Source organism: Acinetobacter indicus, from assembly GCF_009914475.1.
Lineage (GTDB): Bacteria > Pseudomonadota > Gammaproteobacteria > Pseudomonadales > Moraxellaceae > Acinetobacter > Acinetobacter indicus.
Genome location: NZ_CP045198.1, coordinates 1,675,444 through 1,692,253 on the forward strand (window position 1 = coordinate 1,675,444; position 16,810 = coordinate 1,692,253).

General features: G+C 47.3%; 15 protein-coding genes. 2 read left to right on the top strand and 13 right to left on the bottom strand.

Annotated features, from left to right (window positions below):
* From nuoL to ndhC, 11 genes are all read right to left on the bottom strand, one after another.
* Positions 1 to 1,896: an NADH-quinone oxidoreductase subunit L gene (gene nuoL, locus GA693_RS08390; protein ID WP_005179621.1), complete on the bottom strand. Its 1,896-nt coding sequence runs from the start codon at positions 1,894 to 1,896 to the stop codon at positions 1 to 3.
* Positions 1,893 to 2,201, bottom strand: a complete 309-nt coding sequence (gene nuoK / locus GA693_RS08395) for an NADH-quinone oxidoreductase subunit NuoK (protein WP_005179622.1) — start codon at positions 2,199 to 2,201, stop codon at positions 1,893 to 1,895. Before nuoK ends, nuoL begins: the two co-directional genes overlap by 4 nt.
* Entirely contained in the window at positions 2,201 to 2,719 is a 519-nt protein-coding gene (gene nuoJ, locus GA693_RS08400; protein WP_171065113.1) for an NADH-quinone oxidoreductase subunit J, read from the bottom strand. Before nuoJ ends, nuoK begins: the two co-directional genes overlap by 1 nt.
* Positions 2,719 to 3,261, bottom strand: a complete 543-nt coding sequence (nuoI, locus tag GA693_RS08405; RefSeq protein ID WP_005179629.1) for an NADH-quinone oxidoreductase subunit NuoI — start codon at positions 3,259 to 3,261, stop codon at positions 2,719 to 2,721. Before nuoI ends, nuoJ begins: the two co-directional genes overlap by 1 nt.
* A 16-nt stretch (positions 3,262 to 3,277) precedes the next feature.
* Positions 3,278 to 4,279, bottom strand: a complete 1,002-nt coding sequence (nuoH, locus tag GA693_RS08410; protein WP_005179637.1) for an NADH-quinone oxidoreductase subunit NuoH — start codon at positions 4,277 to 4,279, stop codon at positions 3,278 to 3,280.
* A gap of 3 nt (positions 4,280 to 4,282) precedes the next feature.
* Positions 4,283 to 6,961, bottom strand: coding sequence for an NADH-quinone oxidoreductase subunit NuoG (nuoG, locus tag GA693_RS08415; protein WP_104487501.1), 2,679 nt, complete (start codon positions 6,959 to 6,961; stop codon positions 4,283 to 4,285).
* An 11-nt stretch (positions 6,962 to 6,972) separates the two neighbouring features.
* Positions 6,973 to 8,304 carry an NADH-quinone oxidoreductase subunit NuoF gene (gene nuoF, locus GA693_RS08420; RefSeq protein ID WP_160241084.1) on the bottom strand — a complete coding sequence of 444 codons (1,332 nt, stop codon included), beginning with the start codon at positions 8,302 to 8,304 and terminating at the stop codon, positions 6,973 to 6,975.
* Entirely contained in the window at positions 8,301 to 8,810 is a 510-nt protein-coding gene (nuoE, locus tag GA693_RS08425; protein WP_005179645.1) for an NADH-quinone oxidoreductase subunit NuoE, read from the bottom strand. Before nuoE ends, nuoF begins: the two co-directional genes overlap by 4 nt.
* Positions 8,811 to 8,824: 14 nt before the next feature.
* Positions 8,825 to 10,612, bottom strand: coding sequence for an NADH-quinone oxidoreductase subunit C/D (gene nuoC, locus GA693_RS08430; RefSeq protein ID WP_160241083.1), 1,788 nt, complete (start codon positions 10,610 to 10,612; stop codon positions 8,825 to 8,827).
* An 87-nt stretch (positions 10,613 to 10,699) separates the two neighbouring features.
* Complete coding sequence (locus tag GA693_RS08435) at positions 10,700 to 11,377, bottom strand: NuoB/complex I 20 kDa subunit family protein (protein ID WP_005179652.1); 678 nt, start codon at positions 11,375 to 11,377, stop codon at positions 10,700 to 10,702.
* Between the two features lie 6 nt (positions 11,378 to 11,383).
* Positions 11,384 to 11,929, bottom strand: a complete 546-nt coding sequence (gene ndhC, locus GA693_RS08440; RefSeq protein ID WP_005179655.1) for an NADH-quinone oxidoreductase subunit A — start codon at positions 11,927 to 11,929, stop codon at positions 11,384 to 11,386.
* A 470-nt stretch (positions 11,930 to 12,399) separates the two neighbouring features.
* On the opposite strand from ndhC, the gene GA693_RS08445 reads away from it, so the two are divergent.
* Positions 12,400 to 12,756, top strand: a complete 357-nt coding sequence (locus tag GA693_RS08445) for a hypothetical protein (protein ID WP_104505625.1) — start codon at positions 12,400 to 12,402, stop codon at positions 12,754 to 12,756.
* A 38-nt stretch (positions 12,757 to 12,794) separates the two neighbouring features.
* Here the strand turns inward: GA693_RS08445 and GA693_RS08450 are convergent, their stop codons facing one another.
* Both GA693_RS08450 and prpF read right to left on the bottom strand, forming a co-directional pair.
* The gene (locus tag GA693_RS08450) at positions 12,795 to 13,703 is read right to left on the bottom strand and encodes a farnesyl diphosphate synthase (RefSeq protein ID WP_075174601.1); all 909 of its coding nucleotides are present in this window, start codon (positions 13,701 to 13,703) and stop codon (positions 12,795 to 12,797) included.
* Positions 13,704 to 13,911: 208 nt separating this feature from the next.
* A complete protein-coding gene (gene prpF, locus GA693_RS08455) occupies positions 13,912 to 15,102 on the bottom strand; it encodes a 2-methylaconitate cis-trans isomerase PrpF (protein WP_160241082.1) in 1,191 nt (396 codons plus the stop codon).
* A gap of 328 nt (positions 15,103 to 15,430) precedes the next feature.
* Between prpF and GA693_RS08460 the strand changes: the two genes are divergently transcribed.
* On the top strand, positions 15,431 to 16,786 hold the full coding sequence (locus GA693_RS08460; protein ID WP_034597873.1) for an amino acid permease: 1,356 nt from the start codon (positions 15,431 to 15,433) through the stop codon (positions 16,784 to 16,786).
* Positions 16,787 to 16,810 lie beyond the last annotated feature (24 nt).

The window sequence follows — 16,810 nt, forward strand, 5'->3', positions numbered from 1 at the left end:
TTATTTCCCCACGACCTGAGTCACGACCACGACCAGCAGTAAAACAACAACACCGAGGGCCATACTAGAGGCGTATTCGCGCAATGAACCGGTTTGACGTGAACTGGTAAAGCTGTTGCCTGCTTTAACAATTGCAGGAAGCACCAGCCACAAGCCATCAATCGGATCGCGACCTAAAATTTTAGCGATAAGCAGGTAAGGCTTCACGAATACGATGTCATACAACGCATCGAAACCAAGTGCATTACGGCAGATATTGGCCAGACCTGAACCCAGAGAAGTCTGAGCAAAGCCTTTCACGGCATTGTAAGCAAACGCAAACAGCACCACGCCAACAGCAAGACCTGCCAAAGCAACACCAATCGCGATGTATTCAGCACCATGTGCACCGGCTTCAAGCGCTTCAGGAATAATGAAGGCTGGAATTTGTGCAGCATCCAGAATGCTCATCACTGGTGCTTTCAGCACAATCGCCAGACCCGTTGAAAGCACTGCCAGAATTGCCAGTGGAGCCCAGTAAGTAATGCCTTTGATTTCATGATAAGGCGTGTTTTCTTTGCCGAAGAATACTACCCAGATTAAACGGAAAGTATAAATAGACGTTAAGAACGCACCTGCAACACCCACCCAATACAGTGTATTGAAGACTGGTACGCCAGCTAAATGGCTTTGTGTCCACACCGCGGCCAGAATCGCATCTTTAGAGAAGAAGCCGATGGTCAGGAATGGAATGGCTGCCAAGGCACCGCCACCAATCGCGAAACATGCAAACAGGAATTTGTTCTTGTAGAACAGACCACCCATCTTGAAGATGTTTTGTTCATGATGGTAAGCCAGAATCACCGCACCTGAAGACAAGAATAATAATGCCTTGAAGAATGCGTGAGTCAGCATGTGGAACAGACCCGCCTGGTACGCTTCAGCACCTACGGCCATAAACATATAACCGAGCTGACTCATGGTTGAGTAAGCCAGAATACGTTTGATGTCGGTTTGAACCAGCGCTGCAAAACCAGCCACCAGCAAGGTTACCGCACCGGTAATAGAAATGAAGATCATCACTTCTGGTGCAAGTTCAAATACGCTGAACATACGGCAGCATAGATAAACACCCGCAGTCACCATGGTTGCCGCGTGGATTAACGCAGATACTGGCGTCGGACCTGCCATCGCATCTGCCAACCAGGTTTGTAACGGGATTTGCGCAGATTTACCAGCAGCACCCAAGAACAACATTAAGGCAGTCCAGATGGTAATTGATGAGCTTTGGGTCATAACCGCAGCAGCATTCTCAACGATATACTGTGTATTCAGGGTACCGAACTGTTGGTACAGCAAGAACAGTGCAATCAGCAGGAATACATCACCAACACGCGTTACGGTAAATGCTTTAATGGCAGCAAAACCGTTGGCCGGGTTCTGGTAGTAATAACCGATTAACAGGTAAGAACACAGACCTACACCTTCCCAACCCAGGAACAATAACGCCAGGTTATCGCCCAGTACCAGCAGTAACATGCTGGCCACGAACAGGTTGAAGTAAGAGAAGAAACGTGCGAAGTCTTCCTCACCACGCATATACCAAGATGCGAAGATGTGAATCAGGAAACCAACACCGGTAATCATGCCCATCATCAGCAACGATAAGCCGTCAAGCTGCAAACTGATGCCTGGGGCAAAATCACCCACGCTAAACCACGTCCACAAATGCTGAACGTAAAGTTCTTTACCGTTATTGACAAAGTCAAGGCCGGCAATCAGGGCAAATAATGCCGATAGACCAACTGCCCCTACCCCGATAATCGCCGCAACTTTCTCAGGAAGATTGTGACGCCCTGCCGCTAATAAAATAAAACCGATTAGCGGGAACAAAATTGTTAAATATAAATAACTCATCCGCGCATCTCACTAGCAGCATCCACATCCAGGTGATGGAAGCGATGATAGAACTGAAGGACGATCGCAAGACCGATACACGCCTCTGCCGCAGCCAGCGTCAGAATCAAGATGAACATGATCTGGCCATCTGGTTGTACCCAGGCACTACCCGCCAGAACGAACGCAAGTGCTGCTGCGTTCATCATGATTTCAAGGCTCATTAAAATGAATAACAGGTTGCGTCGCACCATTACACCGTAAAAACCCAGTGCAAAAAGAATGGTTGCAACGATCAAACCATGTTCTAAAGGGATGTTGCCCATTATTGTTTTTCCTCTTCTGCACCTGGTTCACGTTTACCTAAGTGGAATGCTGCAACCAGGGCTGCTAGCAATAACATCGCGGCAACTTCAACCAATAATAAATAGTGAGTAAAGAGTGCTTGACCGACTTCTTTAGGACCAACAATTTCGGTTCCCATGACAGCTGGCGTGCTGGAGTAATCAGATGCAAGCATCCATACCAGAACCAGACCCATCAAGAAGCTCATTAATGCTGGATATGCCCATGCAGATGAGTTGAGCCATTTGCTCTCTTGTTCAACAGTTTGCTGACCCAAGTTCAACATCATCACCACGAACACGAATAACACCATGATCGCGCCGGCATACACAATAATTTCCAGGGCACCGGCAAACGGTGCACCCACAATCATGAACATCCCTGCAACAGCAAGTAATGACACGATCAAGCTCAGTAACGCATGTACTGGGTTCGTGTTGGTGACAACACGAACAGTAGAGATAATGGCCACGAGTGCCATCAAATAAAACGGCCACATCATGGTAATAGACTCCGTACATCAACAGGTGCACTTTCTTTTTGTGCTTGACCTTTGTCTTTACCTGTAACTGCCATACCGGTTACACGGTAGAAGTTATAGTCAGGATATTTACCCGGACCTGAAATCAGCAAATGTTCTTTTTCATAGACCAGGTCCTGACGAACATATTCACCCAATTCAAAGTCTGGTGTCAGCTGAATTGCAGTTGTCGGGCAGGCTTCTTCACACATACCGCAGAAGATACAGCGAGAGAAGTTGATACGGAAAAATTCCGGATACCAACGACCATCTTCCTGCTCTGCTTTTTGCAGTGAAATACAACCCACTGGACATGCAACGGCACACAGGTTACAGGCAACGCAGCGCTCTTCGCCATCTGGGTCACGTGTAAGCACGATACGACCACGGAAACGCGGTGGTACGATTTCTTCGGCTGGCACTTCCGGATATAAAATGGTGTCACGTTTGCGGGTTGCGTGGCTGAACACCATCCACAACGAGCGCACGATTGACCCAAATCCAGCTAGAAACTTATACATTTTGTTCTCCCTGCCCTTACCACAAGATAACCGCGCCAGTAACCAGCAGGTTCACCAACGCTAATGGCAAGCAAATTTTCCAGCCAAAGTTCATTACCTGGTCATAACGTGGACGCATTAAAGAACCACGTGCCAGAACGAACATCATTACAAAGAATGCTGTTTTGATAATGAACCAGAATGCTGGAGGTAAGAAATCAAGTCCGAATGGCGCTAACCAGCCACCGAAGAATAACGTCACGATCAGCGCAGAGATCAGCACCACGTTGACGTATTCCGCAACGAAGAACATCCCCCATTTCATACCGCCGTATTCGACGTGATAACCTTCTGCCAATTCCTGTTCTGCTTCTGGTTGGTCAAACGGGTGACGGTGCGTTACCGCAACACCTGCAACCACGAAAATCAAGAAGCCCAAGAACTGAGGAATTACAAACCAGACGTCTTGCTGTGCTTCTACAATTTCACGCATGTTGAATGAGCCGGCAATTGCCACCACACCCATCAGGGAAATACCCAGGAACACTTCATAAGAAATGGTTTGCGCTGCAGAACGTAGACCACCCAGCAATGCATATTTGTTATTTGATGACCAGCCACCAAACAGAACCGCATAGACTGCAATACCCGCCATTGCCATAAAGAACAGCAGGCCGATGCTCATGTCTGCCACACCTAAATACGGTGATACAGGAATAACCATGAACGACAGTACCGCAGTTGCCATTGCAACTGCAGGTGCCATACGGAAAGTCAGCTTGTCAGCGAATTTTGGTGTCCAGTCTTCTTTGAACATGATTTTCAGCATGTCGGCGACAATCTGGAACATACCGCCCGGACCTACACGGTTCGGACCATAACGATCTTGCCATAAACCGAGCAGACGACGCTCGATAAATGACATTAATGCTGCAACCAGTACCACAACCAGCAAGATCACAATCGCTTGAATGACTGAATAGGCAATTGGCCAGTTCTCAGCCCAAAGCGGTGTTTGACGCATTAATTCTTGTTCCATGAATTATACTCCTACCGCGACTGACACAGGCTCAGCAAGAGATACCGTCGGTGCTAGACCAATTGGGTAACCAATATAACCTGTAGGTAAATATTCAATCACTTGAACTGGAAGAACAATTGAAGTCTCGCCTGCTTTCACAGTGATCTTCTGACCATCTTTCAGGTTCAAACGGCTTGCATCCTGTTCACCCACGGCAAACATGGCTTCAGGAATACGTGATTCCATCGCTGGTGTTTTAATGGTGAATTCACCTGACGCAAAAATATGATGCATTGGCACCAAACGGAAGCTGTCCGGATTGGCCAATACAGGGCTTGGTGCTACGAAGCTACGTGCTGGACGTTTTGGTAAACGGTCGAATAAACGTACGCCTGAATCACCACCTTTTAAGTGACCGCCCACGTTGTCCTGGAATTTGTTCCAGGCCTGTGGCGAGTTCCAGCCTGCAGACCACGCAAATGGCACCAGTGCAGATGGCGTCTGATTACCGACATAACCTTCCATCGAGAAAGTTAATGCAGAATCGACATCGGTCGGCTGTTTTGGTTCGTGAATCGAAAGCGGTGCACGAATTGCAGTACGACCTGAGTAACGACGTGGTTCACGTGCCACTTTCAGACCATGAACACGGAAGCCCGCATCTGGCGCAACGTCTAAAATACCTTCTAATGCCGGTACATTTTTCGCTACAGACTCGATCACATCATCCAGCAAGGTCCATGAAATCGCTTTACCTTTCATGCCAGTTTCAAGGGCGTGTAACCAGCGCCAAGATTCTTTAATCGCCAGTTCCGGCTTGTAGTAGCTTGGGTCATACACTTGGTAGAAACGCTGTGCACGGCCTTCTTGCGAGACTACAGTACCATCACCTTCAGCGAAGCTTGCTGCTGAAAGTACGATGTCTGCTTTCGCTACAGTCGCAGTTTCAGAGTGGTCCAGCACAATAATGTCTTTACCTGCAAGTGCAGCATCGACCTGAGCCGCTGGTAAACGACGGTAAAGGTCATTTTCCACCACAATCACGGTGTCATAGTCTTGTGCAAAGGCTTGCTCCAAGCTCTGACCACCAAAGATCGCCAAGCCCATTGAGTTCACTTCAGGAACAGTCAATGTTAAGCCTGCATTACCCAGATTCTGCGCCACTTGTGCAGCAGCTTCCATGATGGCAGCGTCTTGTAAGCTTGTACCAGAGATGATTAAAGGCTTCTTCGCCGCTTTTAAGGTATCTGCGATGGTTTGCGCAAATGCTTTGGCATCGTCATCTAAACCGGTAATCACTTCGCCTTTTACGCCAGCGGCAATGGCAAAGCCTAAACGCGCGATGTCATTTGGAGATGCAACCACTTCACCAGTTGCCACGTCAGCAAGACGGGTTTGAGTTGCAGCCAGAATGTAAATCGGAGATTTTGCATCTTGCGCAATACGTTGTACCGGTTCAGCCAGCCATTCTTGAGTACGACGCTCTGCCGCCATTTCTTTGGCTTTGTTTTTCGCTGCTTGACGAACAGATAAAGCCATACGTGGTGCAGTTTGTGTCAGATCTTCACCCAGAATTAACACGGCGTCATAGCTTTCAATTTCACGCATGCCCGGGTTGTAAACACCTTCGGTTTGCATGATTGATGCCGCCAGTTCCACTAGGCTTTGCTCTTTTTGCGACATACCGGTTGAATAGTTGTCCTGACCAACCAGTTCGCGCAGTGCAAAGTTCGATTCAAGCGAGGCACGTGGTGAGCCAACACCCAGCACTTTTTTGCCTTGAAGATTCTCAATCACGGTGTCTAATGCCTGATCGACAGACACAGTCGTGACATTTTGACCATCACGGAATTGTGGCTGACGCGGACGATCTTCACGGTTCACATAACCGGTACCGAAACGGCCTTTGTCACACAGGAAGTACTGGTTCACTTCACCGTTGAAACGGTTTTCTACACGACGCAGTTCGCCATAACGCTCACCTGGAGAAATGTTACAGCCTGAAGAACAGCCTTGGCATACGCTAGGCGCATACTGCATGTCCCACTTACGGTTGTAGCGCGCAGAGTGAGTTTTGTCGGTGAATACACCTGTTGGGCAGACTTCAGTCAGGTTACCCGAGAATTCAGATTCTAAAGTCCCTGATTCTGGACGACCGAAGTACACACGTGATGCGTTGGCATACACGCCAAAGTCGGTACCGCCAGCATAGTCTTTGTAGTAACGCACACAACGGTAACAGGCGATACAGCGGTTCATCTCGTGCGCAATAAACGAACCCAGTTCCTGGTTGTAATGCGTACGCTTGGTGAAACGGTAACGACGACGGTCGTGTTGCGTCATTACAGTCATATCCTGTAAATGACAGTGACCACCTTCTTCACAGACCGGACAGTCGTGCGGGTGGTTGGTCATCAAGAATTCAACAACAGAAGCTCGGAAATCTTTTGCTTCTTTGTCTTCAATCGAGATGTAGGTATTGTCAGCAGCAGGCGTCATACATGACATGACCAGACGACCACGCGTATCTTCAGGATTCGCGTATTGCGTCACAGCACATTGACGGCAAGAACCGACAGAACCTAAGGATGGATGCCAACAAAAATATGGGATGTCGATGCCAAGGCTTAAACAAGCTTGCAGCAAGTTTTCTGAGCCGTTGACTTCATACGATTTTCCATCGACATGAATTGTAGCCATAGTCGAATTCCTTAAGCTTGTTCTACGTTGCTGGTCTGAGCTGCGGCATTCACCACTTTCGCTTCAAACTCGCCACGGAAATATTTGAGTGCGCCCATTAACGGTTCCATCGCACCTGGTGCGTGTGCACAGAAAGTTTTACCAATCCAAAGCTTACGGGTCAGTTCCTGTAAGTGATCGATGTCTTCTTTCGTACCCGTACCATCTTCGAGTGCTTTCAGTGCTTTTACCGCCCACGGTAAACCATCACGGCAAGGTGTACACCAGCCACAAGATTCACGCGCAAAGAATTCTTCTAGGTTACGTGTTGCTGAAACCATACATTGAGTTTCATCAACCACCATCAGCAAACACGTACCCAGACGTGAACCTGCTTTCATGATGCTTTCCGCATCCATAGGAAGGTCAATATGTTCAGCTGCCAGGAAGTCAGTGGATGCGCCACCTGGTAACCAAGCTTTCAGTTTCAGGCCATCACGCATACCACCGGCATGTTCTTCAATCACTTCACGTGCAGTGGTACCGAATGGAAGTTCCCAAAGACCAGGGAATTTAACTTTACCTGATGCACCGTAGATTTTTGTGCCTGGATCTTTCGATTTACCCGCAGATAAGCCGATGTACCATTCAGGACCACGTAACAAAATAGCTGGCAAGTTGTTGTAGGTTTCTACGTTGTTGACAATCGTAGGACGACCCCACGCCCCTGCAACTTGCGGAAATGGCGGTTTGGTACGCGGATTGGCACGGCGACCTTCCAGCGAGTTAATCAGTGCAGTTTCTTCACCACAGATATAACGACCCGCGCCGGTGTGCACATACAGCTCGAAGTTCCAGCCAGAACCCAGGATGTTGTCACCCAGGTAACCTTTGGCACGAATCTGCTCAATTGCTTCATTTAAGTATTGTGCAGCTTCGATGTACTCGCCACGGATAAAGATATAGCCGTGAGTCGCTTCCAGTGTATAAGCTGCAATCAGCATACCTTCAATCAATTGATGTGGAAGTTTTTCCATCAACAAACGGTCTTTGAAGGTACCCGGTTCCATTTCGTCGGCATTACAGATCAGGTAACGTGGACCTGAATTGTCATTTGGCGCCATCAGCGACCATTTGATGCCTGCCGGGAAGCCTGCACCACCACGACCTTTAACGGTTGCAGCTTTCACCACATCCAGCACTTCAGCCGGTGTCATGCTAATGGCTTTTTTGAAGCCGGCATAACCATCAAGCGCTTCGTAATCATCTGCATTACGAACATGCTCTTGTTTACTCAAACGCCAAGTTAATGGATGAGTTTCTGGGTTACCGTCGCCATAAATTGGTTTTGGTTCGGTATTCATACATACTTCTCCAATAACTGTTTAATTGATGTCACTTCAACCAGACCGTGAGTATCTTCATCAATCATTAACGTTGGACCTTTGTCACAGTTGCCCAGACAGCAGATTGGCAGCAAAGTGAAACGACCATCTGCAGTCGTTTGACCAAACTGAATACCAAGCTCGCGCTGGAACGCTTCTGCCAAAGTTTCCGCCCCCATCAAGAAGCACGCGATAGAGTCACACAAAAGAATAACGTGACGACCTACCGGTTGACGGTAAATACGGTTATAGAACGTTGCTACCCCTTCTAAATCAGCAACACTGATTGAAAGCAGTTGAGCAATCGCATTGAGCTGTGCGTCATCAATCCAGCCATTACGGCGTTGTACACACTTCAGCGCATCTAGAGATGCTGCACGTGGGTACGGATAGTGACCAATGTGATGTTCGATTTCGTGGATTTCATCCGCAGTTAAAATCCCTTCAACATTCACACGTGGCTTTTTATCAGTCAAAATCATCATAATGCGTTTACCCCTTAGCGATCCACGTCAGCCATTACGACATCAATTGTCGCTAAATAAATAATCAAGTCAGAGACCAGACTGCCGTTAATCACCGAAGGAATTTGCTGTAAGTGCGTGAAGGTTGGTGTACGGATACGGGTACGATAACTCATGGTTGACTTGTCTGAAGTCAAGTAGTAGTTCGACGCCCCTTTCACCACTTCTGCCATTACAGATGCTTCACCTGCCGGCATGACAGGCCCCCAAGACACGCTCAAGAAGTGCGTAATCAGGGTTTCAATATCTTGTAATGTCTTGTCTTTTGGTGGTGGAACAGCCAGAGGATGATCCGCTTTATATGGACCAGATGGCATGTTATCCAAGCACTGCTTGATGATTTTTAAAGACTGTTCGATTTCGCGGTAGTGAACGATGACACGCGCATAGGCATCACCTTCGTACTCCACCGGCACTTCGAAGTCATAGTTTTCATAGCCGCTGTATGGACGGTATTTACGTACGTCAAAGTCGATACCTGTTGCACGTAAACCGGTACCTGTCACACCCCAGGCCAATGCAGATTTTGCATCGTACTGCGCTACATTGCGGGTACGGCCTTCAAACACCGAGTTTTTCAGCGCTGCAGTGTGGTATTCCTTCAGACGTTTTGGCATCCACTCCAGAATCTCGCGGATCAGGTGCTGCCAGTTGTTTGGAAGGTCATGCGCGGTACCGCCAATACGGAACCAGGCTGGGTGCATACGGTAACCAGTAATGGCTTCAATCGCGTCATAAATCTTCTGACGGTCGGCGAACATATAGAATACTGGGGTCATACCGCCGGCATCCTGAATTGCTGTACCGATATAAAGCAAGTGGTTATTGATACGGAACAGTTCCGACATCATCACACGGATACATTGTGCACGCTCTGGCACCTGAATACCGGCCAGCTGCTCCACACCCATCACATACGGCATGTTTTGCGCACAACCACCGAGGTAGTCGACACGGTCGGTATACGGAATAAATGAGTGCCAGGTTTGACGCTCAGCCATTTTCTCTACACCACGGTGGTGATAGCCGATGTCGGGTACACAGTCTTTTACTTCTTCACCATCCAGCTGCAAGATGACACGGAACGCACCGTGCGCAGATGGGTGGTTAGGACCCAAGTTCAGGAACATGAAGTCTTCGTCTTCGTTACCGCGGGTCAGACCCCAGTCTTCCGGTACAAAACGCAAGTGTTCCTGTTCAAAATCCTGCTTGGCCTGGTTCTGCATATACGGGGTATATTCAGTGGCACGTGCAGAATATTCCTTGCGCAGCGGGTGACCTTCCCAATAGGTTGGCAGCAAGATACGACGGAGCATTGGATGCCCTTCGAAGTTAATGCCGAACATATCGTAAGCTTCACGCTCGTACCAGTTGGCATTTGGCCAGATATTGGTCGCAGTCGGAATATTCAGATCGTTCTCATTTAGCGCAACTTTGACACGGATATCGCTGTTACGTTCTAACGACAACAGGTGATAGAACACGGTAAAGTCAGATGCAGGCAATCCGTCGCGGTGCGTACGTAAACGCTCATCTACCGCAGACAGGTCAAACAGCATCACGTATGGACGTAACACTGTACGCAAGAACATCAAGACTTCTTGTACGCGTGCGCGCTCAACCCAGACCGTTGGAAAATCTTCAAAAGTCGTTTGCACATAGAAGTTCTCACCAAATTTGGTTTTGAGCTCTTCTACAATTGCAAATGCTGGGCGGGAATCAACTGCTGTTGATTCTGGCATAGCAATGTCAGTTTCAGCCATTGGCTTGGCTTCCTATTTAATACAAATTCAGTCAACCTAAACGACAACTACACCCATAACGGGTGCACCACGATTTTGTCGCTTAAATTATTTAATTTCATCCATAGAGCGCAGGTTTTTCACCGCAATACGCTGTGCTTGCTTACGGTCACGTTCTGGCATCATCTTTGGCTTATACACTGGCTTAAGATCATCACCAATCACCGCAGACAGCGGACGGCGCTCTAATTGAATTTGGTCTTGCAACAACATTAATGCCTGAATTAAGGCTTCAGGACGTGGTGGGCAACCTGGGATATACACATCGACAGGAATGATTTTATCCACACCTTGTACAACCGAATAAATATCGTACATACCGCCTGAGTTTGCACATGCACCCATTGAGATGACCCATTTTGGCTCAAGCATTTGCTCGTACAAACGCTGGATTACTGGGGCCATTTTCACGAAACAGGTACCGGCGACAATCATGAGGTCGGCCTGACGAGGTGAAGCACGAATAACCTCGGCACCAAAACGTGACAAGTCATGCACGCCGGTTAAAGTCGTTGCATACTCTACGTAGCAGCAAGATGTACCAAAGTTAAACGGCCAAACTGAGTTCTTACGCCCCCAGTTTACTGCTGTATGTGCCAAGTCTTCTAAACGAGTCATGAACACATTTTTATTCACTTCTTCTTCAAGCGGATCGGTAACGATCTGGCGCTCCTGAAGTGGATATTGATCAGCATCCGGATTCGCACGGGTTAAGGTATATTTCATCCCGAGTTACTCCTTATCAGATGATATAGCCTGTGATTTTTTCACATGACCAGCAGATTGAGCAGGAATTTGACCAGTAGGGTCGATTACCAGCTCTTCAATTGAGTTAAAGCGGGTAATTTCTGCAAGATCCATATTTGGTGAACCGATTTTAGGTTTAATCCCTGCAGCTTTACGCTTGTCAGATGGAGCCCAGTTCAGTGCACCAGTTGACAGTTCGTAAATCAAACCAACGAGTAAAACTAAAATAAATACAGCAGCAGTTGCAAAACCAACCCAGCCTACTTCACGAACAGAAGCTGCCCATGCGTAGAGATAGAGGGCTTCTAAGTCGAACACAACGAAGAAAATCGCAACTAAATAGAACTTGGCAGACAAGCGAATGCGTGCACCACCTGCACTCACAACACCTGACTCAAACTGCTCCTGCTTGGCACGGCCCCATGATTTACCCCCTAGGAGTAACGGGACAGTGAGCATAAAGACGCATAAAAATGTAACGCCGATCACGAAGGCAATAATTGCCCATTCGTATGGAGTAATGGCACTCATGCGGGGATAACTCCTGGCAGGCCTATTTATTAACAAAGAATGTATGTATTGGCCTTCAAATACACCAAACACAAAATTAATCCCGCCAATTGTACCTGATTTATGATTTCACTTGCTAGCTTATAAGCCTTAGTCTTTCGGATGATTTTTCCGCGAAACAAATGCCAGAGCACCATTCTGTTGGCCCCTACAGGCCATAATCGCTTTACTAAATCAAGATGTGTTTATTTATTAATTTTTCCAAAATTTTGCATGAGTCGCTGCTATTGATCACTAAATTTGCAATGGCCAATCCTGCCAGCCGTATTCGGCTTCATTTACACCGAATTAAAATGATGATCTTATTCTGCGCCTGAATGCCGGCGTGATTTGTATATTTTTGCAATTTAAAGCGCTTAAGGCTTCATCAATCTGAAGGCTTATGGTATTCCTAAGAAGAACTATAAATTTCAATAATAAGGAGTACATACATGAGCTTAAAATTTACCCATCATCCTGAGTACTTTCTCTTTGCCCAGCTAATTATGCGTCATATTGAAAATTATATTGAGAAACATCCAGACGCAAACAATGCCATTTTCGATTTACGTGATATTTACGAGCTGTTCCGTCAGGACAAAGCCTCAGCCAGTATTAACCTCGATGGTATTTTAAATATTGCTGATGAGTACACGGTGGATACCCTGGACGGTGACCAGAAACTGATTAGCCGTTACAATATTGATGCCAAAGACAATAAGCTGCTGTTTGACTTTAATCAGGCTGCACTGGAAGGCCTTAAAAAAGGCAAAGCCCTGATTGCTCCGGATGCCAAAATCCAGGAATAAAACAAAAAAAAGCGTGTTTTGACAACACGCTTTTTTAATTAACTTTTACGCTGCCACAAAAATTGTGAAATGGCTCTTAATGCAGCGGCATCTTCAGCAAAATAGTCTAGTGCCTGCAGGGCCTGATCATGCAAATCTGTGGCATAAGCCTGTGCCTGCTCTAGTCCCATCAATGCCGGATATGTCGATTTCTCCACCTGTTCATCCTTCCCGGCAGTTTTGCCTAACACTTCGGTATCAGAAATAATATCCAGAATATCGTCCTGGACCTGGAAGGCCAGACCTATCACCTGCCCATATTCGCGCAGTTGTGGAATCGCGCGATCGGTACCCTCAAAAATCGCTACCGCCGCCATCATAATCGCCGCAGAAATTAAAGCGCCGGTTTTATTGCGATGAATCGTTTCTAACGCAGCCTGATCAACCCGCTTACCTTCGGCCTGTAAATCCAGCACCTGTCCGCATACCATCTTAGAAGACGCGGTCGCCAGAATCTGCATCTGCTTTAGCACAATTGTCGCATCTACTGCCGCACCCTGATCAAACAAACGGCTGCCCAATACCTCAAAGGCCATTGACTGCAAAATATCACCGGCCAACAGTGCCGTATCTTCACCAAAAGCAGCATGACAGGTCGGCTGGCCACGGCGCAGCAAATCATTGTCCATACAAGGCAAATCATCATGCGCCAGCGAATAGCAGTGAATCAGCTCAATCGCCACCGCCGCACGGCGCACTGCCGCCATATTGGTATTCGGTTTTAAGGCTGCTGTGGCATAACACAAGGCTGGACGCACACGTTTTCCACCCAGCATCACCGCATGATAGACCGCCCCTTTTAAAGGCTCAGGAATGGCAAAAGCGTCTAAGGCCGTCAATAAATCTTGTTGGATACGTTGTTGCGCTTCAGTCAACACGGTTACAGGGACGTCAGTGAGAGATGACACATTTGCCTCGAATTGGTTGTTCTATAAGATTGTTAGCCGTCACTGGCCAACCCCCTGTCCGCATTGTACCTCTAATTTAAGTTTTTTTAAGCCTTAACTACAGACAAGCGGATATTTCAATTTTTCAGCTTTCAATCTCAACCCATAAAAAAACGCCCCTATTGAACATAGAGGCGAATTCATTAATTCAGGCAAAATCAAGTCAGCGTTATTCCAGCACCTCGGCCGGTACACGTACCCAGCCTTCCATCAGCACCCGCGCACTACGGCTCATCACCGCTTTTTTCACCTGCCACTGACCGTTTTCCTGTACCGCTTGCGCGCCGACGCGTAAAGTCCCGGAAGGATGGCCAAAACGCACCGCTTCACGCTCGCCACCACCAGCAGCCAGATTCACCAAGCTCCCCGGCACGGCAGCAGCTGTCCCAATGGCCACCGCAGCGGTGCCCATCATGGCATGATGCAGTTTACCCATCGACAAGGCACGCACCAGCAAATCGACATCTTCAGCCTGAATATTTTTACCACTTGATGCAGTATAGTTCTGCGGATGCGCAACAAAAGCAATTTTCGGGGTATGCTGACGTTTTGCCGCTTCTGCTATATCGTCAATTAGCCCCATCTGCTTAGCACCATAGGCACGGATTTTTTCAAAACGTGCCAGCGCCTCTGGATTACTATTAATATCATCCTGCAATTCGGTGCCGCTATAGCCAATTTCATCGGCATTTAAAAAGATGGTCGGAATACCGGCATTAATAAAGGTCGCCTGAAAAGTACCAACATCCGGCACCACAAAGGTGTCCACCACATTGCCAGTCGGAAACATGGCCCCGCCCTCTTCGCCATCATCGGCCGGATCTAAAAATTCAATTTGTACTTCTGCTGCCGGAAAAGTCACACCATCCAGCTCAAAATCACCGGTTTCCTGCACCTGACCATTGGTGATTGGCACATGCGCGATAATGGTTTTCTGAATATTTTTCTGCCAGATGCGTACGGTACACAGACCGTTTTCCGGAATTTTATCGGCATCCACTAGCCCCTGACTGATGGCAAAAGCACCCACCGCAGCAGTCAGGTTGCCACAGTTACCGCTCCAGTCCACAAAAGGCTGATCAATTGCCACCTGACCAAATAGATAATCGACATCATGCTCCGGCTGGCTGCTTTTGGCCAGAATCACGGTTTTACTGGTACTGGAAGTGGCGCCGCCCATGCCATCAATCTGCTTGCCATAAGGGTCCGGGCTGCCAATGACCCGTAGCAGTAGCTGATCACGAATTTTTCCAGGCACTTGCGCTTCGACTGGTAAGTCATCTAATTTGAAAAAGACACCTTTACTAGTACCGCCACGCATATAGGTGGCTGCAATTTTAATTTGTGGAGCGCAGCGCATTCTTATCTAATCCTTTGATTTTTCGTTGTATTACATAATCCAAAGCAAGGTTTTTGCTTGCTTTAAATGATAACGTCTTTTACTTAAAAAATCAGGCGAACTGGACTTAAGTATAAAATTTACCCAAATCTTGGGCTGTAGACTTGAAATTTTCAAGCCTAAAAAAATATAGCCAATAAAATTAATATCTTGATTCAATTATTGTTTCAACAAAATGACCATTTTTCGATTTTATGAGCTGTTCTGAAGCGACTGGTGATCTACTAGGCTAATTTGCAACTATCTATTACAATCGAGCCACTTATTATACATTGTCGGGCTGAACACTTTGAACAACGAGTCTTCTCAACTTCAGCGTGGCTTAAAGAACCGTCATATCCAACTCATCGCCATGGGCGGCGCGATTGGTACTGGCTTATTCTTAGGTTCCGCTCAAGTCATCCAATCCGCAGGTCCCTCTATTATTTTAGGCTATGCGATTGGGGGTTTGATTGCATTTTTAATTATGCGCCAACTGGGCGAAATGATTGTTCATGAACCGGTTGCAGGTTCTTTCAGCCATTTTGCTTATCGCTATTGGGGGAAATTCCCTGGCTTCCTGGCCGGCTGGAATTACTGGATTTTATATATTCTGGTCGCCATGACCGAACTCACCGCTGTCGCCAAATATATTAACTACTGGTGGCCGCATATTCCGGCCTGGTCCTCGGTCCTGTTTTTCTTTATTGTCATTACCCTGATCAACCTCGGCAATGTAAAATTTTATGGGGAATCAGAATTCTGGCTGGCAATTATTAAAGTGGCCGCAGTAGTATCGATGATCATTTTTGGTCTGTACCTCCTGTTGACCGCAGATGCCAACTCGACTGCTTCATTTAGCAACCTCTGGAGCCATGGCGGATTCTTCCCGCACGGCTTTGAAGGCTTATTCTTCATGCTGGCCTTCCTGATGTTTGCCTTTGGCGGGATCGAGCTAATTGGTATGGCAGCAGCAGAAGCGCAGGATCCGAAAAAGACCATTCCCAAAGCCATCAATCAGGTGGTGTTCCGTATCCTGATTTTCTATGTTGGTTCATTGACGATTTTACTGTCGTTAGTGCCATGGAATCAGCTGGAACTGGGCGGTCTGGATAAAAGCCCATTCGTGATGATCTTTAGCCAGTTAGGCATTGGCTGGGCGGCACATCTGCTGAACTTTATTATTTTAACGGCGGCGCTGTCGGTTTATAACAGTGGTATGTATGCCAATAGCCGGATGCTGTTCGGTCTGGCCCAACAAGGCAATGCGCCAAAAGTATTCCTGAAAGTGAACAAGCAAGGCGTGCCAATTCCTGCGGTGCTGTTCTCTGCCCTGCTGATTTTTGGCTGTGTATTGTTGAACTACTTTGTACCGGAAGATGCTTTAAGCCACCTGATTTATATTGTGGTCGGTGCCTTGGTACTGAACTGGGCCATGATTACCCTGACTCACCTGAAGTTTATTCAGGCCATGAAAAACTCAGGTCAAACCACCTCTTTCCCTGCACTGTGGTCACCTGTGGGTAACGTGATTGTGCTGCTGTTTATTGCCACCATCCTGTACATTATGTGGACCCAAGGCTTTAGCGAATCGGTGTATATGATTCCGGTCTGGATTGTGCTGATGTGGGGTCTGTTTAAATTGCTAAAACAAAAAAACAGCTAAGTTATTTTTACTGACAAAAGAAAA